General features: G+C 61.0%; 18 protein-coding genes. 14 read left to right on the top strand and 4 right to left on the bottom strand.

Annotation, left to right across the window (positions count from 1 at the left end; genetic code table 11):
• The first annotated feature begins 15 nt into the window (after positions 1-15).
• From J5J09_RS01125 to J5J09_RS01095, 7 genes are all read left to right on the top strand, one after another.
• The gene (locus J5J09_RS01125; RefSeq protein ID WP_208547884.1) at positions 16-1,368 is read left to right on the top strand and encodes an ABC transporter substrate-binding protein; all 1,353 of its coding nucleotides are present in this window, start codon (positions 16-18) and stop codon (positions 1,366-1,368) included.
• Positions 1,369-1,459: 91 nt separating this feature from the next.
• Positions 1,460-2,701 carry a sugar ABC transporter permease gene (locus J5J09_RS01120; RefSeq protein WP_208547883.1) on the top strand — a complete coding sequence of 414 codons (1,242 nt, stop codon included), beginning with the start codon at positions 1,460-1,462 and terminating at the stop codon, positions 2,699-2,701.
• 15 nt (positions 2,702-2,716) lie between these two features.
• A complete protein-coding gene (locus tag J5J09_RS01115; protein WP_208547882.1) occupies positions 2,717-3,880 on the top strand; it encodes a carbohydrate ABC transporter permease in 1,164 nt (387 codons plus the stop codon).
• A gap of 55 nt (positions 3,881-3,935) precedes the next feature.
• The gene (locus J5J09_RS01110) at positions 3,936-5,591 is read left to right on the top strand and encodes an alpha-glucosidase (RefSeq protein WP_208547881.1); all 1,656 of its coding nucleotides are present in this window, start codon (positions 3,936-3,938) and stop codon (positions 5,589-5,591) included.
• A gap of 14 nt (positions 5,592-5,605) precedes the next feature.
• A complete protein-coding gene (gene ugpC / locus J5J09_RS01105; RefSeq protein ID WP_208547880.1) occupies positions 5,606-6,694 on the top strand; it encodes a sn-glycerol-3-phosphate ABC transporter ATP-binding protein UgpC in 1,089 nt (362 codons plus the stop codon).
• A gap of 136 nt (positions 6,695-6,830) precedes the next feature.
• Entirely contained in the window at positions 6,831-7,241 is a 411-nt protein-coding gene (locus J5J09_RS01100; protein ID WP_208547879.1) for a hypothetical protein, read from the top strand.
• A gap of 126 nt (positions 7,242-7,367) precedes the next feature.
• Positions 7,368-8,069 carry an SDR family oxidoreductase gene (locus J5J09_RS01095; RefSeq protein ID WP_208547878.1) on the top strand — a complete coding sequence of 234 codons (702 nt, stop codon included), beginning with the start codon at positions 7,368-7,370 and terminating at the stop codon, positions 8,067-8,069.
• A 6-nt stretch (positions 8,070-8,075) separates the two neighbouring features.
• On the opposite strand, the gene J5J09_RS01090 is transcribed toward J5J09_RS01095, so the two are convergent.
• Together J5J09_RS01090 and J5J09_RS01085 are read right to left on the bottom strand one after the other, a co-directional pair.
• Positions 8,076-9,224 carry a HAMP domain-containing sensor histidine kinase gene (locus J5J09_RS01090; protein ID WP_208547877.1) on the bottom strand — a complete coding sequence of 383 codons (1,149 nt, stop codon included), beginning with the start codon at positions 9,222-9,224 and terminating at the stop codon, positions 8,076-8,078.
• Entirely contained in the window at positions 9,217-9,915 is a 699-nt protein-coding gene (locus J5J09_RS01085; RefSeq protein WP_208547876.1) for a response regulator transcription factor, read from the bottom strand. Before J5J09_RS01085 ends, J5J09_RS01090 begins: the two co-directional genes overlap by 8 nt.
• A 92-nt stretch (positions 9,916-10,007) precedes the next feature.
• Between J5J09_RS01085 and J5J09_RS01080 the strand changes: the two genes are divergently transcribed.
• On the top strand, positions 10,008-10,754 hold the full coding sequence (locus J5J09_RS01080) for a phosphatase PAP2 family protein (RefSeq protein WP_208547875.1): 747 nt from the start codon (positions 10,008-10,010) through the stop codon (positions 10,752-10,754).
• Positions 10,755-11,080: 326 nt separating this feature from the next.
• Positions 11,081-12,373 carry a DUF2778 domain-containing protein gene (locus J5J09_RS01075; protein ID WP_246745764.1) on the top strand — a complete coding sequence of 431 codons (1,293 nt, stop codon included), beginning with the start codon at positions 11,081-11,083 and terminating at the stop codon, positions 12,371-12,373.
• Positions 12,374-12,672: 299 nt separating this feature from the next.
• Here the strand turns inward: J5J09_RS01075 and J5J09_RS01070 are convergent, their stop codons facing one another.
• On the bottom strand, positions 12,673-14,442 hold the full coding sequence (locus J5J09_RS01070; RefSeq protein WP_208547874.1) for a methyl-accepting chemotaxis protein: 1,770 nt from the start codon (positions 14,440-14,442) through the stop codon (positions 12,673-12,675).
• An 871-nt stretch (positions 14,443-15,313) separates the two neighbouring features.
• Here J5J09_RS01070 and J5J09_RS01065 point away from each other — a divergent pair.
• The 4 genes from J5J09_RS01065 (at position 15,314) to J5J09_RS01050 (ending at position 20,712) form a co-directional block, all read left to right on the top strand.
• A complete protein-coding gene (locus tag J5J09_RS01065) occupies positions 15,314-16,276 on the top strand; it encodes an ornithine cyclodeaminase family protein (RefSeq protein ID WP_208547873.1) in 963 nt (320 codons plus the stop codon).
• Positions 16,273-18,732, top strand: coding sequence for an ATP-dependent helicase HrpB (gene hrpB / locus J5J09_RS01060; protein ID WP_208547872.1), 2,460 nt, complete (start codon positions 16,273-16,275; stop codon positions 18,730-18,732). The genes J5J09_RS01065 and hrpB overlap by 4 nt, the downstream gene beginning before the upstream one ends.
• Positions 18,733-18,746: 14 nt before the next feature.
• Positions 18,747-20,054, top strand: coding sequence for an ActS/PrrB/RegB family redox-sensitive histidine kinase (locus J5J09_RS01055; protein ID WP_208547871.1), 1,308 nt, complete (start codon positions 18,747-18,749; stop codon positions 20,052-20,054).
• Between the two features lie 61 nt (positions 20,055-20,115).
• Positions 20,116-20,712, top strand: a complete 597-nt coding sequence (locus tag J5J09_RS01050) for an ActR/PrrA/RegA family redox response regulator transcription factor (protein WP_281436199.1) — start codon at positions 20,116-20,118, stop codon at positions 20,710-20,712.
• An 8-nt stretch (positions 20,713-20,720) separates the two neighbouring features.
• On the opposite strand, the gene J5J09_RS01045 is transcribed toward J5J09_RS01050, so the two are convergent.
• A complete protein-coding gene (locus J5J09_RS01045; protein ID WP_208552952.1) occupies positions 20,721-21,200 on the bottom strand; it encodes an MmcB family DNA repair protein in 480 nt (159 codons plus the stop codon).
• Between the two features lie 178 nt (positions 21,201-21,378).
• Here J5J09_RS01045 and J5J09_RS01040 point away from each other — a divergent pair, with 178 nt between their 5' ends.
• Entirely contained in the window at positions 21,379-22,041 is a 663-nt protein-coding gene (locus J5J09_RS01040) for a L,D-transpeptidase (RefSeq protein WP_208547870.1), read from the top strand.
• The last annotated feature ends 26 nt before the right edge of the window (positions 22,042-22,067 follow it).

Genomic DNA, 22,067 nt, shown 5'->3' with positions numbered 1-22,067 from the left:
TGGGAGGTAAATCACATGAAGAAGACGTTTCTACTGACGGTCGCCGCCGCCGCACTTCTCGCCGGCTCCGTTCATGCCGCCGAACTGAAGTTCGCGCCGGGCGAGGATTCCAAGTTCAACTGGGCAAGCTATGAGGAGCTGAAGAAGACTCAGCTCAACGGCGAGCAGATCACCATTTTCGGCCCCTGGCTCGGTCCGGACCAGGAGCTGGTCGAGAGCGTTCTCGCCTACTTCGCCGAAGCCACCGGCGCTGACGTCCGCTACACAGGTTCCGACAGCTTCGAACAGCAGATCGTCGTTGACCTGGAAGCCGGCTCCGCTCCGAACATCGCCATCTTCCCGCAGCCGGGTCTGGCGTCCGACATGGCCAAGCGCGGCTTCCTGACCGATCTCGGCACCGAAAACGCCGATTGGCTCAAGGAAAACTATGCTGCCGGCCAGTCCTGGGTCGATCTCGGAACCTATGCCGGCAAGGACGGCAACACCGCCTTCTACGGCTTCCCCTTCAAGACCGACCTGAAGTCGCTGGTCTGGTATTCGCCGGAGAACTTCGAGGATGCCGGCTATGAAGTGCCGAAGACCATGGAAGAGCTAAAGGCGCTGACGGAGAAGATCGTTGCCGATGGCGGCACTCCGTGGTGCATCGGTCTCGGCTCGGGCGCCGCCACCGGCTGGCCGGCCACCGACTGGGTCGAGGACATGATGCTGCGCACCACCTCGCCGGAAAACTACGACAAGTGGGTGACGAACGAGATGAAGTTCGACGATCCGGTCGTCGTCAATGCCATCGAGGAATTCGGCTGGTTCGCGAAAAACGACAAGTTCGTCGCTGGCGGCGCCGGTGCAGTTGCCTCGACCGACTTCCGCGACAGCCCGAAGGGCCTCTTCGCATCGCCGCCGCAGTGCTACATGCACCGTCAGGCGTCGTTCATTCCGTCCTTCTTCCCCGAGGGCACGGTTGTCGGCGAGGACGCGGACTTCTTCTACTTCCCGTCCTACGCGGAGAAGGATCTCGGCAACCCGGTTCTCGGCGCCGGCACCACCTTCACGATCACCAAGGACAGCAAGGCCGCTCGCGCCTTCATCGAGTTCCTGAAGTCGCCGATCGCGCACGAGATCTGGATGGCCCAGAAGGGCTTCCTCACTCCGTACAAGGGCGTCAATCCGGAAGTCTTCACCGATCCGACCGTCCGCAAGATGAACGACATCCTGCTGCAGGCCACCACCTTCCGCTTCGATGGTTCCGACCTGATGCCGGGTGCCGTCGGTGCCGGCAGCTTCTGGACGGGTATGGTCGACTATGTCGGTGGCAAGTCCGCCGAGGAAGTCGCCAAGTCGATCCAGACCTCCTGGGATGGCCTGAAGTAAGCGATCGCCTTTAGGCATCGAATGATGACCGTCCGGGTCTCGCACCCGGACGGTCCCATAAAAAGAAAAGGCAGGCAGAGGGGACATCAACATGAATCCAGCATTGCAGGCCCTGATCACCATCATCGTCGGCGTCGGCGGATGTGTCGGTTATTTCTACCTGTCGAACATGTTCCTCGACAGGGTTCTGTTCCCTTCCTCCGGCCCCAATGCCGGCCGCAACATCAACCGGGCCAATATCGTCCGGCCCTGGCTCTTTCTGTTTCCCGCGATCTTCGCCCTCGGCCTCTATCTCGCCTATCCGGTGGTCGCCACGCTCTGGCTTTCGGTCAGCGACCGCAGCGCCGGCGGTGCCTTTGTGGGCCTCGCCAATTACGAGCGCATGGTCAGCGAGCCGAAGTTCTGGGAAGCGATCTATAACAACATGCTATGGCTGATCGTCGTGCCGGCGGCCTCGACCGCGGTCGGGTTGCTGGCCGCCCAGCTCACCGACCGGATTTCCTGGGGCAGCATCGCCAAGTCACTGATCTTCATGCCGATGGCGATCTCCTTCGTCGGCGCCTCGGTCATCTTCAAGCTGGTCTACGACACCCGCGCCGCGGGTCAGGAGCAGATTGGCATCCTGAACGCGCTGTGGCTTTCCTTCGATGGCGGCTGGGAAACGGTCCTCGTTCTGCGCATTCTGCCGGCGCTGATCCTTCTTTCCTTCACGGCCTTCGTGCTCTACGGAATCTATCAGGCACTGCACCCGCTCGTGTGGGGCGTCGGCCGCCGCGGCGGCAGCAGCGCTTGGGGCCTCGTGGTCCGCATCGTGCTGGCGCTCTTTGGCCTCTGGCTCTGCTATCTGTCGCTGCATTCGGTCTATTCGGTCTTCACCTTCAACTTCCCCTATGGCGAACCGCAGACCTGGCTTACCATTCCGTTCTGGAACAACTTCTTCCTGATGGTCGTGCTGATCTGGATCCAGACCGGGTTCGCCATGGTCATCCTTTCGGCCGCGCTGCGCGGCATTCCGGAAGAGACCATCGAGGCGGCCGTCATCGACGGCGCCAACGACTTCGAGATCTTCTTCAAGATCAAGGTGCCGCAGATCATGGGAACGGTGGTCGTCGTCTGGACCACGATCACGCTCGTGGTGCTCAAGGTCTTCGACATCGTCTTCGCCATGACCAACGGCCAGTGGGAGACCCAGGTCCTCGCCAATTACATGTACGACAAGCTGTTCCGTTCCAACGACTGGGGCGTGGGCTCGGCGAGCGCCATGGTCATCATGCTGCTCGTCCTGCCGATCCTGGTCTGGAACGTCTACAACGCACGCAAAGAAATGCGCTGAGGGGAGGGCGGAAAAATGGCTACCATCGTCGGCAAGAAATCCGGTCTCGTCTGGGCGGTTCATATCTCCGTCGTGGCACTGGTTCTGCTGTGGCTCCTGCCCACGGCCGGCCTCTTCATCTCCTCGTTCCGCACGGCGGACCAGATCGCGACCAGCGGCTGGTGGACCGCGCTCTTCCCGCAGGAGCAGAACCTCGTCGTTCGCGCTGCCGCCCCTTCGACGCAGACGCAGGAGGGTAACCTCTTCGTCATCCAGGGCAATCTGCTGGCTGAGAACGGCAATGCCGCGGAAACCACGATCTCGGCGTGGGGAACCTCCTCGCAGGCGATCGACGCCTACGCGCCGGGCGATACCGCCGACATGGGCGAGGACGGCCGCGTCACGGTCCAGGAAAACGGCGATTACCGACTTGAGAACAATGTCGAGTTCACCGGAAGTCGCGGTGAACGCCTGTTCGTCACGGCCACCGTCCCGCCGAAGTTCACGCTCGACAACTATTACACCGTGCTGTTCTCCGGCTCGACGACGGACTCGATGTCGAAGGCCTTCTTCAACACGCTGACGGTGACGATCCCCGCGACAGTGATCCCGATCCTGATCGCCGCCTTCGCGGCCTATGCGCTTGCCTGGATGGAATTTCCGGGACGCGCATTGCTGATCGCCGCAATCGTCGCGTTGCTGGTCGTGCCGCTACAACTCGCGCTCATACCGCTGCTCCGGCTTCATCTCGCCATCGGCATCGGCAAGGGCTATCTCGGCGTCTGGCTTGCCCATACCGGGTTCGGCCTGCCGCTCGCGATCTATCTGCTGCGCAATTACATGGTCGGGCTGCCGCGTGACATCATCGAATGCGCCAAGGTCGATGGCGCCACCGATTTCCAGATCTTCACGCGCATCATCCTGCCGCTTTCCTTCCCGGCGCTCGCCTCCTTCGCCATCTTCCAGTTCCTCTGGACCTGGAACGACCTGCTGGTCGCCAAGGTCTTCCTGATCGACGCGACAGGGGAGACCACGGTCATGACCAACCAGATCGTCGAACTCCTAGGCACGCGCGGCGGCAATTGGGAAATCCTCGCGACAGCCGCCTTCGTGTCGATCGCGCTGCCGCTTCTCGTCTTCTTCTTCATGCAGCGCTATCTCGTGCGCGGCCTGCTCGCCGGCTCCGTCAAGGGTGGATGACGGAGCACAAAATCCAGGAATGCCGATAGGCAAGAATGCCAACAGGAATATCTAAATGAGTTCAGTTTCCCAGACCGTCATGAGCCCCGACAAGGACTGGTGGCGGGGCGCCGTCATCTACCAGATCTATCCTCGCTCCTACCAGGATTCGAATGGTGACGGCATCGGCGATCTCAAGGGCATCACCGCCCGTCTTCCGCATATCGCGGCCCTCGGCGCCGACGCCATCTGGATCTCGCCCTTCTTCAAGTCGCCGATGAAGGATTTCGGTTACGATGTCTCCGACTATCTGGACGTCGATCCGATGTTCGGCTCGCTCTCGGATTTCGACGGCGTCATCGCGGAGGCGCATCGTCTCGGCATCAAGGTGATGATCGATCTCGTCATCTCCCACACCTCCGACCAGCATGCCTGGTTCGTCGAAAGCCGCTCGAGCAAGACCAATCCGAAGGCCGACTGGTATGTCTGGTCTGATCCGAAGCCGGATGGCACGCCGCCCAACAACTGGCTGTCGATCTTTGGCGGGTCCGCCTGGCAGTGGGACCCCACCCGCATGCAGTATTACCTGCACAACTTCCTGACCTCCCAGCCGGACCTCAACCTCCACAACCCGGACGTTCAGAATACGTTGCTGGAGAGCGTCCGCTTCTGGCTGCGCCGCGGCGTCGATGGCTTCCGTCTCGACACCATCAACTTCTATTTCCACGACAAGGAACTGCGCGACAACCCAGCTCTCGCCCCGGAACGCCGCAACGCCTCGACGGCGCCCGCGGTCAATCCCTACAATTTCCAGGAACACATCTACGACAAGAACCGCCCGGAAAACATTGCATTCCTGAAGCGCTTCCGCGCCGTGCTTGATGAGTTCCCGGCGATCGCAGCCGTCGGCGAGGTGGGCGACAGCCAGCGCGGTCTCGAAATCGTCGGCGAATACACCTCCGGCGACGACAAGATGCAGATGTGCTACGCCTTCGAATTCCTGGCGCCCGATGCGCTGACCCCGGCTCGCGTCGGCGAGGTGCAGAAGGCCTTCGCCGATGCCGCGCCGGAAGGTTGGGCTTGCTGGGCGTTCTCGAACCATGATGTCGTGCGCCATGTCAGCCGCTGGGGCCTCGATGTCGTCGATCGCGACGCCTTCGCCAAGCTGCTGGCTTCGATACTTCTCACCCAGCGCGGCTCGGTCTGCATCTACCAGGGCGAGGAACTCGGCCTCACCGAGGCCGACATCGCCTTCGAGGATTTGCAGGACCCCTACGGCATCCAGTTCTGGCCGGAATTCAAGGGCCGCGACGGCTGCCGCACGCCGATGGTCTGGGACAGCCGCTCGCAGAATGCCGGTTTCTCGACCGCCGACAAGACATGGCTGCCCATCCCGGTCGAGCATGTGCTGAAGGCCGTCGACACCCAGGAAGGCAAGCCGGAGACGGTGCTGGAGCACTATCGTCGCTTCCTCGCCTTCCGCCGCGAATTTCCCGCCTTTGCCAAGGGTGGCATCGCCTTCAATCCGGTAGAGGGCAGCGTCCTGACCTATCGCCGGACCATGGGCAACGAAACCATCCTCTGCATGTTCAACATGTCGGCCGAACCCGCCGTCGCTGGCATGCCGGAAGGGGAGTGGCAAACCTTGAGTGGCCACGGCTTCGACAGCAAGATAGAAAACCAAAAGGTGCATCTGCCGGCCTGGAGCGCCTATTTCGCGCGCCACGCCTAAAGGGAGGAAAGAGCATGACGGGACTCGTTCTGAAGGACATCCGCAAGTCTTACGGCCAGGTGAAGGTCATTCACGGGGTCGATCTGGAGATCAGGCAGGGCGAGTTCGTCGTGTTCGTCGGCCCGTCGGGCTGCGGCAAGTCCACGCTGTTGCGCATGATCGCCGGCCTTGAGGACATCACCTCGGGTGAGATGTGGATCGACGGCCAGAAGGTCAACGACGTGCCGCCCTCGAAGCGCGGCATCGCGATGGTTTTTCAGTCCTACGCGCTCTATCCGCACATGACGGTCTACGACAACATGGCCTTCGGCATGCGCATCGCCGGCGAAAGCCGCGAGGAAATCGACCGCCGCGTCAAGTCGGCGGCCGCCATCCTGCAGCTTGAGCCCTATCTCGACCGTCTGCCGAAGGCGCTTTCCGGCGGTCAGCGCCAGCGCGTCGCGATCGGTCGCGCCATCTGCCGCGACCCCAAGGTCTTCCTGTTCGACGAGCCGCTGTCCAACCTCGATGCAGCACTGCGCGTTGCCACCCGCATCGAGATCGCCAAGCTCAACGAGTCGATGCCCGACACGACGATGATCTACGTCACCCACGACCAGGTCGAGGCGATGACGCTTGCAGACCGGATCGTCGTGCTCTCCGCCGGCAAGATCGAACAGGTCGGCCCGCCGCTGGAGCTCTACGAGCGCCCGGCCAATCTCTTTGTCGCCCGCTTCATCGGCTCGCCGGCCATGAACATCATGCCGGCGACGATCGAAACCACCGGCGCCAGCACCGGCATCACCTTGAAGGACGGCAGCCGGGTGACGGTCGATGTCGCGACGGAGGCGTCCGAAAAGGGCAAGAAGGCGAGCTTTGGCGTTCGCCCGGAAGACCTCACCATCGCCAAAGGCGACAACGCGCTGTTCGAGGGTACGGTGTCGATCGTGGAGCAGCTCGGCGAGGTCACGCTGCTCTATGTCGACGGCCCGGTCGAGGACGAGCCGATCGTCGTCAAGCTGCAGGGCATCGCGGATGTGAAGAAGGGTGAGAAGCTGCGCTTCGCAGCCGATCCTCATCGCCTGCACCTGTTTGACGAGGCGGGCCGAACCTATCGTCGGTGAATTCCGGTAACGGATTGTTATCCATGTTGAATTCTGCCGCGCCGCAAGGCGATTTCTGGCCGTATGCTCATACCAACTGTTAAATCTCATCCGCTATTTTGGCGGTGTGGTTCAACAAGAAATATGGGGCAAACACATGGCCACGGCGAATCGTCCGTCGACGACCTATCTGCAGCGCGAGGAGTCCTTCATGTACGACCGGGAGAACCGGTTCCGCATGGAAGACACGATGAACGCCGGCCGTCTTGAGTACACCGAAAACGGCATGACCCATATGGCGGCCCGCCGTTGCGATGTTATCCGTATTTCCTTGAGCGGCGCGATCGTCGCCTTCATCACCAAGGTCGATCTGCCCAAACAATTCTATTTCGACATCCCGGATGCCCGCATCAGCAAGGTCGGCGCCATCCTGATGAAGACCTTCGCCAACAACACTGCGGAGATCCGCTTCCTGCGCCTGCTGACGCAGAAGGAGCTCGACCGCATCTTCGTCTTCTCCACGCATCCGGCCCACAAGGATCGCGTGCTCGACGTCCGCAGCTGGTAAGCGCGTCCGACAGTCCATTGCGGTGAAGCCGGCGCGACGAACCGCGCCGGCTTCACTTTTTCTGACTCGACAATCCGCCACCCGGTCGAAATGATCGCGCTCTCAAATAAGCAGGGAGAATGCGGAATGTCAGATAAGGTCGCGATCGTCACGGCGGGTGGAAGCGGAATGGGCGCGGCATGCGCCAGGCGTCTTGCCGCCGACGGTTACAAGGTCGCGATCCTCTCGTCCTCCGGCAAGGGCGAGGCGCTGGCCGTCGAACTCGGCGGTTTTGGCGTCACCGGCTCCAACCGCTCGCCCGAAGACCTCCAGCGTCTCGTCGACGGCACCATGGAGCGCTTCGGCCGCATCGATGTGCTCGTCAACAGCGCCGGACATGGTCCCCGCGCATCCATTCTCGATATCACCGACGAGCAGTGGGCGACCGGCATGGAGGTCTATCTCCTGAATGTCATCCGCCCGACCCGCCTCGTCACGCCCGTCATGCAGGCGCAGAAGTCGGGCACGATCATCAACATCTCCACCGCCTGGGCCTTCGAGCCGTCCTCGATGTTCCCGACCTCGGCCGTCTTTCGCTCGGGGCTTGCCGCCTTCACCAAGATCTTCGCCGACACCTATGCCGCCGACAATGTGCGCATGAACAATGTGCTGCCCGGGTGGATCGACAGCCTGCCGAAAACCGAGGAGCGGCGTGAGGGCGTGCCGATGAAGCGCTACGGCACCAGCGAGGAAATCGCCGCCACCGTCGCCTTCCTCGCCTCCGACGGAGCCGGCTACATCACCGGCCAGAACATCCGCGTCGACGGCGGGCTCACCCGCGCGGTCTGACCCAAGTCACTCCCCGTCGTTGAAGATGATCGTGGCATAGGCCCCACCGTCGGGCCTGTTGCCGACCTCCAGCCGCGCACCATGCCCCTCGGCGATGGCCTTGACGACGGTCAGCCCAAGCCCTGAACCGCCCCCGCCACGGCCGTCCGCCGCAGCACTTCGCCAGAACATGTCGAACGAGGAATGCTCGACATTGCTGGGCAGTCCGGGGCCATGATCGCTGACGGAGACGAAGGACCGCCCGGAATCGTCCACCCCGGTGCTGACCTCGATGGGGCCGAACTCGCCCGCGTATTTGCGCGCGTTTTCCAGAAGGGCGAGAAGCGCTTGGCGAAACCGAGGGGGGTCGATCTTCGCAGGCGCCGGCAGAAGCTCCATTCGGCAGTCGATTGCAGGTCCGGCGGAGGCCTGGAACAGGTCGACGGTATCCGAGACATGCAGAGCCAGATCAGTCTCCGTGTTCGCTGTGATAAAATCGGCAGTTCCCGCCAGCGACAGCGTATTGAGCTGGTCGACGACGCCCGATATGCTTTGCGTCTGCAGAAGCAGGGCGCGTACGCGCTCCTCGCTGGTCTCGACCACGCCATCCGCCATGCCCTGCAGATTGCCCTGCAGGACGGTCAGCGGCGTCCGCAATTCGTGGGCGACTGCTCGCGAATTGAACTTCAGTCGTGTCTCGAGCGCGAGCAATTCGCTGGCCATGCGATTGATCGTCGTGGCGAGCACCTCGACTTCCTTCGTGGCGCCCGGCTCGACCTCGACCTGGAAATCGCCCTTGCCGATCTGTTCCGCGGCCGCGGTCAAACGGGTCAGCGGGGCGACGATCCTGTAGGCGAGAAGCACCCCTATCGCGCTGGTAAAGAGGATCAGGGCAAAGCCGAAGCCTAAAACGCCGACGATGGGCGTTGCCTCCGTCATCTCCTCCAGCTGCGGGTAAAGCTCCACCAATGCCGCCAGGTCGTCCTGATCGGGAACCTCGCCGTTGTTCAGGCTGACAAAGGCGGATCTGGCGTCGTCGGGAAGGGTTTCGATCGCGGACAGTTCGACATGATCGATGTACCAGTCGACGGAAATGTAGAGCAGCGCGATCGTGATGATCTGGGTGAAGGAGACCAGCATCGCCGCCAGGATCGAAAGGGAAGGGCGCCTAGACACCTGGCGACCTCGCGAACCGGTAGCCGATCCCCCGGACGGTAGTGATGTAGCCGCCCTGGCCGCCATCCGAAAGCTTTCGCCTCAGATTGGCAACATGCGTATCGACGGTCCGGTCCAGCGCCTCGCTTTCCGGCATGCATGCATCCAGCAATGAGGCTCTCTCGAATGTCTTGAAGGGGGACCGGATGAAGCAGACGAGCAGACGAAATTCGGTGGCGGTGAGTGGCAGCTCGACCCGACGATTGTCGTTTGTCGTCATGGCGATATACGAATCCAGATGCACCTCGATCTGCTCGTGCCGGATCACCTCGCTGCCGGCAGTTCCTTTTGTCCGCTTGAGGACGGCACCAACGCGTGCGACCACTTCCTGCGGATTGAACGGCTTGGTGACATAGTCGTCGGCACCGAGCTTGAGGCCGAGCAGCTTGTCCGTGTCGTCATCCATCGCCGACACGAAGATGACCGGTACAGGCGATTCCGCCCGGATCTTGGCGAGCAGGTCGAAACCGTCGATGTCAGGCAGGCCGACGTCCAGAACCACCAGGTCCGGCCGCAACATCTGCAGATGGACGAGCGCCGTCTGTCCCGTCGATGCTTTAACGGTCCGATATCCGGAGCGGACAAGGTAGCGCTCCAGAAGCAGCGCTATCTCCGCGTCGTCCTCGACCACCAGCACGAGTGATGAAATCATGATAAAGCCTAACGCCTTTGACGGTCCCTACTCAAGCTCTCCGCCAAATCTTGACAATCGGGCGCGAGAACCGGTTCCTCAACGAGGAACTGATGATGCAACTGGCACACCTGAACAATCTTCAAAAAACAATTTCCCAACAGCCGGGCGACAAGACGGAGGATCTCCTTCCCTATGCCCTCATTTCTCTCGGCTTCGTCTCCATCATCTTCGCCGCGCTCCCTGAACTGGATCTGATCACAAGTCGCTTTTTTTGGGACGCCGCAAACGGTTTCGAATTTGAAAGCAATTACGCGCTCATCGCGTTGCGCGATGCCAACCGGTTCATGCCCTGGCTGGTGATCGGCACGGCGGCGGCCGTGCTCACCGCGATCATGGTCACGGAACAGGCGAGGCGATTGGCGTCGCCACACAAATTGCTGTTCGTGATCACCTTCTTCGCGGTCGGTCCGGGACTTTGCGTTCAAGGGATCAAGGCTCTGGTCGGCAGGGCACGCCCAAAAGTCCTGGAGGAGTTCGGCGGCAGCGCCATTTTCACGCCGCCATGGGATATCAGCGATCAGTGCATGCGCAATTGCTCTTTCATTTCGGGAGAAGCGGCGAGCGCCTTTGCCCTGCTGACGCTGGTGATCTTCATCAAGCCTCGATACGCGAAGTTCTATCTCTCGATAGTCGGCTTGATGGCGGCATGCATTTCCCTGAACAGGGTCGCCTTCGGCGCTCACTTCCTCTCCGATGTGGTCATCGCCTGGAATGTGATGTGGGTTGTCGCTGTGTTGCTATGGCGGGTGTTCTCGCGACACGCCGGGATGATCGATGCCGTTTTTTACAGGAGATGATGGTGCCCACGGTGCGTGCGTCATCGCTTCGGGCCGCACGGCTCCGGCCATATCTTCGGCCGGAGCGTGACCGTCACCATCAGCCTAGACCACGCTGCCCGATCACTTTCCTGCGACAATTTGGACGCAAAATGGCCATCGCGGCCGGGTATCCGCATCCCTAAATTAAGGTTGGATGCGTTTAGGACTTGGTTACCAAGTTCTTTCATACTTTAGAGCATCCGGTTTGGGGGCTCATGTCTTTCGATCATAACCGGAGCGGTTCGGGCGGTTGGAGTTCCAGCGTAACCCTCGGCCGAGTGACCTGTCTGGGTACGAGTGAGAGTATGGCGTCCTCGAAGAAGTCCAGCCGTGACGGTATTGCCGCCGGCCGTTCCGCACCCCTGTTGTCCCGCTTCACAGCCGGTGGCCTCGTGCTTGCCGCTGCCGCCTCCGGCGTCGTCGTTGTCGGCGCCGCCGTTCTGGCGCTCGGCACGTTTTCGGCACGCCCGCTCGACGGCAGCAGCACCGGACCGCTGGTCGCCGCCGTCGAACAGCGGCCGGCAGCTATCTCCTCCGGTCCGCAGAAGGCCGGACGCTATGTCGAGACCGCGGACGAGCATTCCTTCGAGGAAGCGCATGAGCGGATGATGGCCGCACTCGCCGTCACCGAGGATCCGGCGATCGCCGTGCTTCCCGGCGACCTAACGCTCGCATCCGTCGACAAATCCACCCGCCCGCAGCGCCGCAGCGTGCTTGCCGACGAGACCGCTCTCGCGATCCTGAAGGAGGCGATGGAAGATGCGGCCGACCAGCGCACCGCGCGTCTGGCGCTGGCGAGCGAACTCGGCAAGCAGAATTTGAAACTTTCGAGCGAAGCGACAAGAATGGCGTCGCTGCGGACCGGTGACGACGCCGATGCCGGTGAGACCGCCTCCGGCACCATGCTTGCCTACGCGCCTTCGCAATCCTCCGCCGACGTCATGAGCGATGCGGCCGAGGACGATCCGTTCAACCGTGTGCTGTCAGGTGTCGACGAGGCCGAGGCCGGACTCATCGAGGACATTCCGGTCCCGTTGACGAAACCCGACATTCCGGCGCCGCGCAAGCTCGTGCCGAGCACGACGAAGCCGAGCAAGCTGGCGCTCGCCAAGCCGGACAGCCCGATCGTCGAGGAAGACGACAAGCGCCCGTCGCTCTTCGGTCGCAAGACAGCGAAGCTTCCCGGACGCGGCAGCCGCATCGCCGTCTATGACATCACCGCCGGCATCGTCTACATGCCGAACGGCGAGAAGATCCCGGCGTCGTCCGGTCGCGGACAGTATCGCGACAATCCGAAATACGTCCACGTCAAGAACCGCGGCTCGACGCCGCCGAACGTCTACAAGCTGCGCATGCGCGAAAGCCTGTTCCACGGCGTCGAGGCGATCCGCATGCTGCCCGTCGGCGACGCCAAGATGTACGGCCGTGACGGCTTCCTCACCCACAGCTATCTGCTGCGCGTTCCCGGCGACTCGTCAGGCTGCGTCGTCTTCCCCGACTACAAGCGGTTCCTCAACGCCTTCAAGCGCGGCGAGGTCGCGACCCTGATCGTCGTGCCGCGCATGGCCGAATTGCCGCGCTACCTCGCGATGCTCTGACGAACCGGTCCTGCATGACGCGATGAAGGGGCCTGCGGGCCCCTTTTGCATGCGCGGTTTCCTGGTTGGTTTGAAGGGTACGGCGGCGGGGCGCCAAGGCTTGCTGCGGCTGTTCCCAACTGGCTGATGCTCCGGCCCGCTCTCCACACGCCTGGCGAAACGGTACCGGGCGAGATTGCCGCGACGTCGTTCCCCAGTCCGAAAATGAGAAGAGGCCGACCCCTAAGGGCCGGCCTCTTGCCTCGAGGAGGAAGAGAAAGTGTCGCGGCGGGGAGGACGTCGCGGTTCACGCGGGCAGGTCAGAATTCCTGCCAGTCCTCCTGCTTGAGGGCGGTATTGCCGGCGACCGCCGGCCGGGCGCGCGGCGCGGCCTTGCGGGCCGGCGGTGTCGCCGCGGCGGTTGCGACGACCGGGCGATCCTGTCCGGAGGACGGGATGTCGAAGCGCGCCACCAGACCCCGGAGCCGTTCGGTTTCGCGGGCGAGCGTGGCGCTGGCGGCCGAGGCTTCTTCCACCATCGCCGCATTCTGTTGCGTCGTCTGGTCCATCTGGTTGACGGCGGAGTTGATCTCGGAGAGCCCCGTCGACTGTTCGCGCGCAGAGCTCGCGATGGCGTCCATGTGGTTGTTCACCTCGACGATGTTTTCCTGGATCGTCTTCAGCGCCTCGCCGGTCTCGCTCACGAGCTTCACCCCGGTCTTGACCTCGTTCGAGGAGTTCTGGATCAGTTCCTTGATCTCCTTCGCCGCCTGGGCCGAGCGCTGGGCGAGTTCTCGGACTTCCTGCGCGACGACGGCAAAACCCTTGCCGGCTTCACCGGCACGCGCAGCCTCGACGCCGGCGTTGAGCGCCAGAAGGTTGGTCTGGAACGCGATCTCGTCGATCACGCCGATGATGTTGGAGATCTGGTGCGAGGATCCCTCGATCCGCGCCATGGCATCGACGGCCTCCGCCACGATCTGGCCCGAGCGGATCGCGTTGGAATCGGCCGCCTGCGTCGCCTTGCGCGCCTCGTCGGTCCGCTGCGAGGCGTTCTTGACGTTGACGGTGATCTCGTCGAGCGCCGCCGCGGTTTCCTCGAGCGCCGCCGCCTGCTGTTCGGTGCGCTTGGCGAGATCATTGGAGCTGTGGCTGATCTCGCGCGAGCCGCTGTCGATCTGGTCGGTCGACCGCGACACGTCGGCCATGGCCTCGCCGAGCTTCTTGACCGCTTCGTTCATGTTGTTGCGCAGCGGTTCGAACTCCTTGGTGAAGGCCCGGTCGAGGTGAACGGTCAGATTGCCGCCGGCGAGTTCGGCAAGCGCGTCGCCGATGGTGTTGACCGCCTGCACGCGGCCGCTCACATCGGTGGCGAACTTGACGATTTTCACCACCTTGCCATGTTCGTCGGTGATTGGGTTGTAGGAGGCGTTCAGGAAGACCGGCTCCCCGTTCTTGCCATAGCGCACGATGTCGCCGATCCGCGGCCGGTTGTCGCGCAAGTCGGCCCACAGCTCGTCATACTCGGCGTCACCCTCGGGACCCTTGGCAACGAACATGCGATGGTTCTTGCCGATGATCTCGGCGGTCGAATAGCCTGTTGTCTTCGTGAAATTCTCGTTGGCGGTCATGATCGTGCCATCGGTCTGAAATTCGATCACCGCCTGCGCCCGGCTGATCGCCTTGAGCTGGTTGCAGAAATCGAGATTGAGCAGGCGCTGGGCGGCATTCGCCCACTCCACCACGAAGCCCTCGATCTTGTCGCCCTTCTTGAGCGGGGTCACGATCAGGTCGAACGCATGATGGCCGACCCAGATGGTCGCCTTGTGCTGGTTTCTGAGCGCCGACAGCATGCCGCGCTGATGGGTGGGGTTCTTGTGGAAGATGTCGATATTGCTGCCGATCAGGGTTGCCGTGTCGAAGCGCGGCAGTTCCTTCTTGAGATCGGCCTCCGCCTCTTTCAGCAGAGTCCGGACGGCCGGATTCATGTAGGTGATATTGAGCTTGGCATCGGCGATCATGATGTTCGCCGACACGGTTTCGAGCGCCTCGAGCCGGGCGTTGGTAAGCTGAGATGAAAGGCCAAACATGGCAGTGTCGTCCTTCGTTGTGATCCAGATCGACGGTCTTGTGACCGTCGGGTGCGGACATCGCGCCTGGCCGAGGACAAATTTCGGTGGTAGCGGATTTCGCGTATAACGAGAGTAAAATATTAGTGATATATGAAGCGTTAATTTCCGATAGGGTGACACCGGATTTCACATCCCCCTTTCGTATGGGACGCTTTGGCCTGTTGTCATCGCGCGCTGCCCCCCTCATCCGGCTGTCGCCACCCGGCCGGCTTTTCGCCAGAGCTCAAGGCGTTCGTTGCTGCAATCGATTCGCCGGATCGATTGCTCCGCTGCGCGGACCGCGCCTCACCCCCGTTCTGACGGGGAGAGGGGACACGTGGCACCGCCGGCGCTCCATCCTCCTTCTCCCCGCATGCGGGGAGAAGGTGCCGGCAGGCGGATGAGGGGCACTTCCCCACCATTTCCTTTCGCGCAACACCATCCATCTCCTTCAATCCCATTCGCCAACCCCCTCCAAAATCCCGCGCACCCCAAAACCCCGCAGAGGTCTTCCCCCTCCGGTTCGGCATCACCTGTAATTTCCTTCCCCGTCACTCGAAACAAAGGGGAAGCGGACGGGGTACCGGGGGCACCTCGTTTAGTTAGTATAGTGGTACCTTCCGGTACCCCGTTCGGCGGTTTTTATCGCCTTCGGTGAGGCGCTTTCTAGGCCCACTCCAAAAACAAGTCAACTCATAACTCAAAAAAATCACGAAAAAGATACAAGTGATTGAAAGGAATGGGGAATTCCCATTATTCAGACGTAACAGGAAGCAATTCAGGCGCAATTCGGGTTGAATGCGCAGATCCGTTGGCTACTCTCCAACCAACGCTACGGAGACAAGACAACATGATCGTATTGAATGCAGCGGAGACGGCCGCCGCACTTCCCTGGGACTCGCTTATAAAGGCTCTCGAAGCCATGTTCGTCGCCCCGAGCGTTATGCCGGTTCGGCATCACCATGACATTCAGGTGCCCGGCGAACCGACAGCGACCCTTTTGCTGATGCCCGCATGGCTACCCGGCGAATATGCAGGTGTGAAGCTCGTCTCGGTCTATCCGGGCAACGGTTCCAGGGGTCTACCCGCCGTTAACGGCAGCTATATGCTGACGTCAGGAAGCACCGGCGAACTGCTGGCTGTCGTCGATGGCGGGGAATTGACGGCTCGGCGTACGGCAGCGGCGTCTGCACTGGCGTCTCAGTATCTGGCGCGTCCCGATTCAGAAACTATGATGATGATCGGGACTGGCCGCCTCTCCCTCAATTTGATGCAGGCGCATGCGAGCGTCCATCCTTTGCGGCGGTTTCTCGTGTGGGGCCGGTCGGAGGAAAAGGTCGAGCACACGGCGCGGATGGCCCGGTCGCTCGGGCTTGATGCCGAAAGGTGCCCCGACATCGAGACGGGTGTGCGGTCGGCCGACATTGTTTCATGCGCTACGCTTTCCGAAGAGCCGCTGGTCCAAGGTGCGTGGCTCCAGCCTGGATGTCACGTCGATCTTGTCGGTGCCTTCAAGCCGTCCATGCGTGAAAGTGACGATGAGGTCATCCGGCGGGCGAAGGTGTATGTCGACACGCGAGCGGGCGCGCTTTCGGAAGCAGGAGATATCGTCCAGGCAATAAAAAACGGTGTCATCAACGAGGCCTCCATCATCGGCGAATTGTCGGAACTTGTTGCAGGACGTGTTCCCGGCCGATCGGAACGTTCCGACATTACCCTTTTCAAATCGGTTGGCGCGGCGATCGAAGATCTTGCTGCGGCAATCCTGGCTTATGAAAGCACATCGTCGTTACACGGAATCAAGGCAACTTGACTGTCGATCTTCCGCACCTTCCCGTTTCGTCCGTTCTTGGTGAACTGTCGCGCGCGCTCAGCGACGGTAACCGCGCCATTCTCACTGCCCCTCCCGGCGCCGGCAAGACAACGCTGGTACCGCTCCACCTCCTCGAGCAAGAATGGCGGAAGGACGGACGGATACTTCTTCTTGAACCCCGAAGACTTGCTGCGCGGGCTGCCGCACGCCGCATGGCCGACCTGCTGGGCGAAGAAGTCGGTCAGACCGTCGGCTACAGGATGCGTCTTGATAACCGTATCTCGTCCGCCACCCGCATAGAGGTGGTTACTGAAGGTGTCTTCACCCGGATGATCCTGGAGGAACCGGACCTGCCAGGCATCGCTGCCGTTATCTTCGACGAATTTCACGAACGTTCTCTCGACGCGGATTTCGGACTCGCGCTGGCGCTTGACGTTCAATCGGCTCTGCGACCCGACCTGAAGATCGTTGTGATGTCCGCGACGCTGGATGTCGATCGCTTGGCGCAACTGCTCGAAACGGCACCCGTTATCAAAAGCCCGGGAAGAGCCTTTCCCGTCGAGATCCGGTATCGGGACAGACCCGGCACAGCCTCGATAGAAGAAACAGTGACAACGGCTGTAAGCCAGGCATTGCGGGAGGAAGAAGGGTCGATCCTTGCCTTTCTCCCGGGACAGGCGGAAATAAGACGGGTTGCGGAGCGACTTCAATCGATCATTGACGACAACATCGCGATAACGTCGCTGTACGGCAATCTCACAGGCAAGGAACAGGACGAGGCCATAAGGCCCGCTCCGTCAGGGCTGCGGAAGGTGGTGCTTGCAACCTCGATCGCCGAAACCTCGATTACCATCGACGGCGTGCGGATTGTTATCGACAGCGGCCTGCAGCGTTTGCCTGTCTACGAGCCCTCCACCGGGATCACGAGGCTGGAGACGACACGGGTCTCGAAGGCGTCGGCCGATCAACGCGCGGGACGCGCGGGCCGAACCGAGCCGGGAATCGCAATAAGGCTATGGCATGCTGGACAGACCGCTGCTTTGCCCGCGTTCACCCCGCCATCCATCCTGAGCACCGACCTCACGGGGTTTGCACTGGATCTCGCCATCTGGGGGGTTCGTGATCCGCAAGCGCTGGCCTTCATCGACTTTCCACCCGCACCGGCTCTTGCCGAGGCGCGGAGCCTGCTTCGGACGTTTGGGGCGCTCGACCCAGCCGGAGCGCTGACAGAGAGAGGCCGACAGATTCGGCGGTTGGGGCTCGAGCCGCGCCTTTCGGCTATGATCCTCAGCGCTGCCGCTTACGGTCAGGCCGAAAGGGCCGCCAGGCTTGCGGTTCTCGTCGGAGAACCGGGCATCGGTGGACAGAACATCGACCTTGACGAGCGCCTGCTTCATTTCGACCGAGACAGCTCCGCGAGAGCCACTGCGGCAAAACGGCTTGCGAGGCAGATCGCCACATCTCTCGTCAATAATGACTCTGCTGCGTCGATGACAGCTGGACAGCTTCTGCTGTTTGCCTATCCCGATCGGATCGCTTTCGCCCGAGGCGCACCTGGGCGGTTCCTGATGGCCAATGGGCGCGGAGGGGAACTCGATCAGAGCGAACGGCTGGCAAGCGAGAGGATGCTCGTGGTCGCCGATGTCACCGGACGGGCGGAAAAACCTCGAATCCTTGCGGCCGCGCGTATCGACAAGGACGATATCCAAGACCTGCTTCCCGGCGCGATACAGAAGTGCGAGGAAAGCTATTTCGACACCGACAGCCGTCAGGTTCGTGCCCGGAGAACCGTGAAAGTCGGTGCCATTACACTTGAGGAAACACCGCTTCCCGTGCCGCCGGGAGAGCTAACTGCAAAGGGGTTGGCGGAAGGGGTTCGTCAACTGGGTATTGGGATTCTCCCGTTCGGGACGGCGGCGATACAGTTCCGGCAACGCGTCGAGTTTCTCCGTCGCGCCATCGGCGAGCCGTGGCCAGATATGTCCGATGAAGCACTGATTTCGCTGCTTGAGGCGTGGTTCGTCCCATTTCAGGGTTCCGTGCGAAGCCTTGCGGACATATCGCCCGGCAGTCTGCATGAGGGACTCGTGTCGATCATTCCTTTCAATCTGCAAAGGGAAATGGATCGCTTGGCCCCGACCCATTTCACAGCACCCACAGGGCAGAATCATCCCATCCGATACAATGGGCAAGAGCCGACGGTCTCCATTCGCGTCCAGGAACTGTACGGGTTGAAGGACCATCCGACAATCGGTAACGGCAGGCTGCCGCTGCTGCTTGAATTGACGTCACCAGCCCACCGACCTATCCAGACGACGCGCGATCTCCCGGGATTCTGGTCTGGCTCATGGAGGGATGTACGCGCGGAGATGCGTGGCCGGTATCCGAAACACGAGTGGCCGGACAACCCTGCAGACGCCAATCCAACGACGCGAGCCAAGCCGCGAGCACGATAATCGGGAAGTGTGATATGGAGCCACAACATACCTCCAGTCCTGGTTTCGACAATACCAGCCGGCGACTGCGTCTTGAAACGCTCGTCCGATTGCGGTGGCTGGCCGTTGCGGGTCAAAGCGTCACAGTCTTCGCCGTGGCATTCTGGCTACATTTCGATCTGCCCGTCGTCGCCAGCCTTGGACTGATTGCGGCGCTTGCTCTTGCAAACATATCCCTATCACTACTGTTCCCTCCGACACATCGCCTCAAGCCCCTGGCGGCATCGGGTCTCCTAGCACTTGATTTGCTGCAACTGGCGGCTTTGCTTTTCATAACCGGGGGGCTCGCGAACCCTTTCGCTCCGCTGATGTGCGTTCCGGTTATCATTTCCTTCGCTTCCCAACCCCTCAGACACTCCATCGGTCTGATGGCGTTGGCGGTGGTGGCCGTTACAGTGCTTTTCCTTTCGCCTTTCCCCCTGCCCTGGTTCAGCGGGGAAATCTTGAACGTAAAGCCGCTGATGCAGGTTGCGACATGGTGCTCCGTGATCTCGATGATGGGCTTTGCCGCCTTCTATGCATACCGAGTATCACAAGAAGCATCGCTTCTCGCTGATGCGCTCGCGGCAACGGAACTCGTCCTGCAAAGGGAGAAGCACCTATCGCAACTGGACGGACTAGCCGCCGCCGCAGCACACGAGCTAGGGACTCCATTGGCAACGATTAGCGTCGTTGCCAAGGAGATGGAGCGCGAACTGGGTCAGGACGAGCGCTTCGGCGAAGACGTCCAATTGCTGCGAAGCCAGAGTGAACGATGCCGTGATATTCTTCGTCGCCTGACGAGCCTTCCATCGGAAAGCGAAGAACATATGCGACGGCTGACTCTCTCTTCCATGATGGAGGAGGTGATGGCGCCACACCGCGAATTTGGCATTGCCGTCGAGCTGATCGAAACCAAGACCCAAGAACCCGAACCGCTTCTAAGCCGAAATCCCGGAATCCTCTTTGGTCTTGGGAATCTCATTGAAAACGCCGTTGACTTCGCAAAGAGCAGGGTTGTCGTCTTCGTCGGTCATAATCAGGATACGATTTCGATCGTGCTGGAGGACGACGGGCCAGGATATTCTCTCGATATCCTTGCGCGTATTGGCGAGCCGTACATGACGACCAGGACGCGGCCAGACAGTGCAGGCGGCCTCGGGCTCGGCCTGTTCATTGCCAAAACGCTGCTTGAGAGGTCGGGTGCCAAGCTAAGGTTCGAGAATCGCGCGGCGCCTGAACCCGGCGCACGCGTCAGCGTCATTTGGCCTCGCCAACGCCTCGACATCAGTTCGACAAAATGATGTTTGCGGCCCTATATAGTCCTCAGTCGGAATAATGCGGGTCGAATGCCGTGGAGGTGTCATGAGCGAAAACAATGCATCGGTAGCCGGAACACCCGGAACTGGCGGAAACACCTCGGTCGAAATGATTGGATCGGATCCGACTCTGCTGATTGTCGACGACGACGTTCCCTTTCTGCGAAGGCTTGCACGGGCTATGGAGTCGAGAGGATTTACGGTCGACATCGCAGCTTCCGTGGCCGAAGGCGTAGCAAAGTCCAAAAGCGCGACCCCAAAATACGCGGTCGTCGACCTGAGGCTTGGAGACGGCAACGGCCTGGACGTGATAGAGGCGATCCGGCAGCGACGCGATGACACAAAGATCGTCGTGCTGACGGGATACGGCAACATTGCCACGGCTGTCACCGCGGTCAAACTTGGAGCGTTGGATTACCTGTCTAAGCCGGCTGACGCGGATGACGTTTTCAACGCTCTTACGCAGAAGCCCGGTGAAAAGGCGGAGGTTCCGGAGAACCCCATGTCCGCGGATCGGGTGCGTTGGGAGCACATACAACGCGTCTATGAAGCTTGCGAAAGGAATGTCTCGGAAACGGCGCGCCGCCTTAACATGCACCGCCGCACATTGCAGCGAATCCTCGCCAAGCGCGCTCCGAAATAGACCGTTCGCTAGGAGACAGTCGTCGCCGCCCACTCTGCCTGCATAAGTCTTTGTGCAGCCGTGCGAGAAAAAGACAGAGTGATCGCTTTCCGGCGTGCAGGCGGCAGGGGGTGGACTGGTGCCTCACGCAGCAAATCAGCGCCACGACCGTCAGACAGGATAAGGCCACAGTCCTGTGGGAATATCTCAGCGGGAACGCCGGGATGAGTGGCGAAGAACAAGCGGTCGCAATGAAGCCTGTAATCCGGCCATTTCCGATCGACCTTGAAGTCATCAATCGAGGACTTCACCTCAATGATCCAGATCTCACCCTTTTCGGACAACGCTACCAGGTCGGCGCGTCGGCCGTTTGAAAGTGTCAGTTCCGGAAGCAAAGCGTGACGCATCTCGCTGAGCAGGATCTGAACGCCTCTACGCACAAGAAGCGCATTCGTCGATTGGCGCCCATCCACTAACGGATTGTTTGCCGCGATTGACAAAAGAGTCATGGACAAATCCTCCATTGCCGGGTCCACATGTTGCAAAAAAGCAATGCAGTTTTAATTTGCTGCGGCGTTCGTCCTCTGCGCCGTGCACAGTATTGCCAAGGCCGAATTAATTCAAAATAAACCATAATCACAGATGGTCGGTAGTCGACCATTATCCAGCCTTTCACACGAGCCCTCCATGCGATTCCGCAATACCTTGACAGCGTTCGGCCTTGTAGCAGCGCTAGCGCTCACCGGATGCACAACGACCGACAATTCGACCGACACCGCCAAGATCGAGAAAGGCCAGATTTTCTCAGACTCCTATGGCAAAATGTCGGACGCCGGCTACACGCTGCCCGCTATTCCCATCAATCGGGTCAATCCAAAATTTCACAGGCAGATCGTCTCCTACAAGACTGACGAGAAGCCCGGAACAATCGTTGTGAATACCCGTGAGCGATTCCTTTACTACATTCTGCCGAATGGCAAAGCCATGCGTTATGGCATTGGCGTCGGCAAGCAGGGCTTTGCCTGGTCTGGGACGGCCTATATCGCTTGGAAGCAGGCTTGGCCGACCTGGCACCCGCCGAAAGAAATGGCGGTCCGGAAGCCCGAGATCGCCAGATACGTCGATGACGGCATGGGGCCGGGCCTTAATAATCCGCTGGGCGCGCGTGCGATGTATCTGTTTAACGAGAAAGGTCAGGACACGCTTTTCCGTTTGCACGGTACACCTGAGTGGGCGTCGATCGGCACCGCCGCGTCATCTGGCTGCATCCGCCTGATGAACCAGGACGTGATTGACCTCTACAACCGTGTCCGCCCTGGAAAGGGCGCGAAGGTCGTCGTGATCCAGTAGGCCCTCGGCACGTGCGACATTATAAA

The sequence above is a fragment of the Ciceribacter sp. L1K22 genome (genome assembly GCF_017599385.1).
Classification (GTDB): Bacteria; Pseudomonadota; Alphaproteobacteria; order Rhizobiales; family Rhizobiaceae; genus Allorhizobium.
This window is presented reverse-complemented; position numbering and strand designations above follow the sequence as displayed.

Excerpts from the sequence above, each read along its gene's own strand:
- J5J09_RS01040 (WP_208547870.1), top strand. The coding sequence starts at position 21,379 with ATGCGATTCCGCAATACCTTGACAGCGTTCGGCCTTGTAGCAGCGCTA.
- J5J09_RS01045 (WP_208552952.1), bottom strand. The coding sequence starts at position 21,200 with ATGACTCTTTTGTCAATCGCGGCAAACAATCCGTTAGTGGATGGGCGC.
- J5J09_RS01100 (WP_208547879.1), top strand. The coding sequence starts at position 6,831 with ATGGCCACGGCGAATCGTCCGTCGACGACCTATCTGCAGCGCGAGGAG.
- J5J09_RS01065 (WP_208547873.1), top strand. The coding sequence starts at position 15,314 with ATGATCGTATTGAATGCAGCGGAGACGGCCGCCGCACTTCCCTGGGAC.
- ugpC (WP_208547880.1), top strand. The coding sequence starts at position 5,606 with ATGACGGGACTCGTTCTGAAGGACATCCGCAAGTCTTACGGCCAGGTG.
- J5J09_RS01070 (WP_208547874.1), bottom strand. The coding sequence starts at position 14,442 with ATGTTTGGCCTTTCATCTCAGCTTACCAACGCCCGGCTCGAGGCGCTC.
- J5J09_RS01095 (WP_208547878.1), top strand. The coding sequence starts at position 7,368 with ATGTCAGATAAGGTCGCGATCGTCACGGCGGGTGGAAGCGGAATGGGC.
- J5J09_RS01115 (WP_208547882.1), top strand. The coding sequence starts at position 2,717 with ATGGCTACCATCGTCGGCAAGAAATCCGGTCTCGTCTGGGCGGTTCAT.
- J5J09_RS01125 (WP_208547884.1), top strand. The coding sequence starts at position 16 with ATGAAGAAGACGTTTCTACTGACGGTCGCCGCCGCCGCACTTCTCGCC.
- J5J09_RS01075 (WP_246745764.1), top strand. The coding sequence starts at position 11,081 with ATGGCGTCCTCGAAGAAGTCCAGCCGTGACGGTATTGCCGCCGGCCGT.
- J5J09_RS01110 (WP_208547881.1), top strand. The coding sequence starts at position 3,936 with ATGAGTTCAGTTTCCCAGACCGTCATGAGCCCCGACAAGGACTGGTGG.
- J5J09_RS01080 (WP_208547875.1), top strand. The coding sequence starts at position 10,008 with ATGATGCAACTGGCACACCTGAACAATCTTCAAAAAACAATTTCCCAA.
- J5J09_RS01085 (WP_208547876.1), bottom strand. The coding sequence starts at position 9,915 with ATGATTTCATCACTCGTGCTGGTGGTCGAGGACGACGCGGAGATAGCG.
- J5J09_RS01120 (WP_208547883.1), top strand. The coding sequence starts at position 1,460 with ATGAATCCAGCATTGCAGGCCCTGATCACCATCATCGTCGGCGTCGGC.
- J5J09_RS01050 (WP_281436199.1), top strand. The coding sequence starts at position 20,116 with ATGAGCGAAAACAATGCATCGGTAGCCGGAACACCCGGAACTGGCGGA.
- J5J09_RS01055 (WP_208547871.1), top strand. The coding sequence starts at position 18,747 with ATGGAGCCACAACATACCTCCAGTCCTGGTTTCGACAATACCAGCCGG.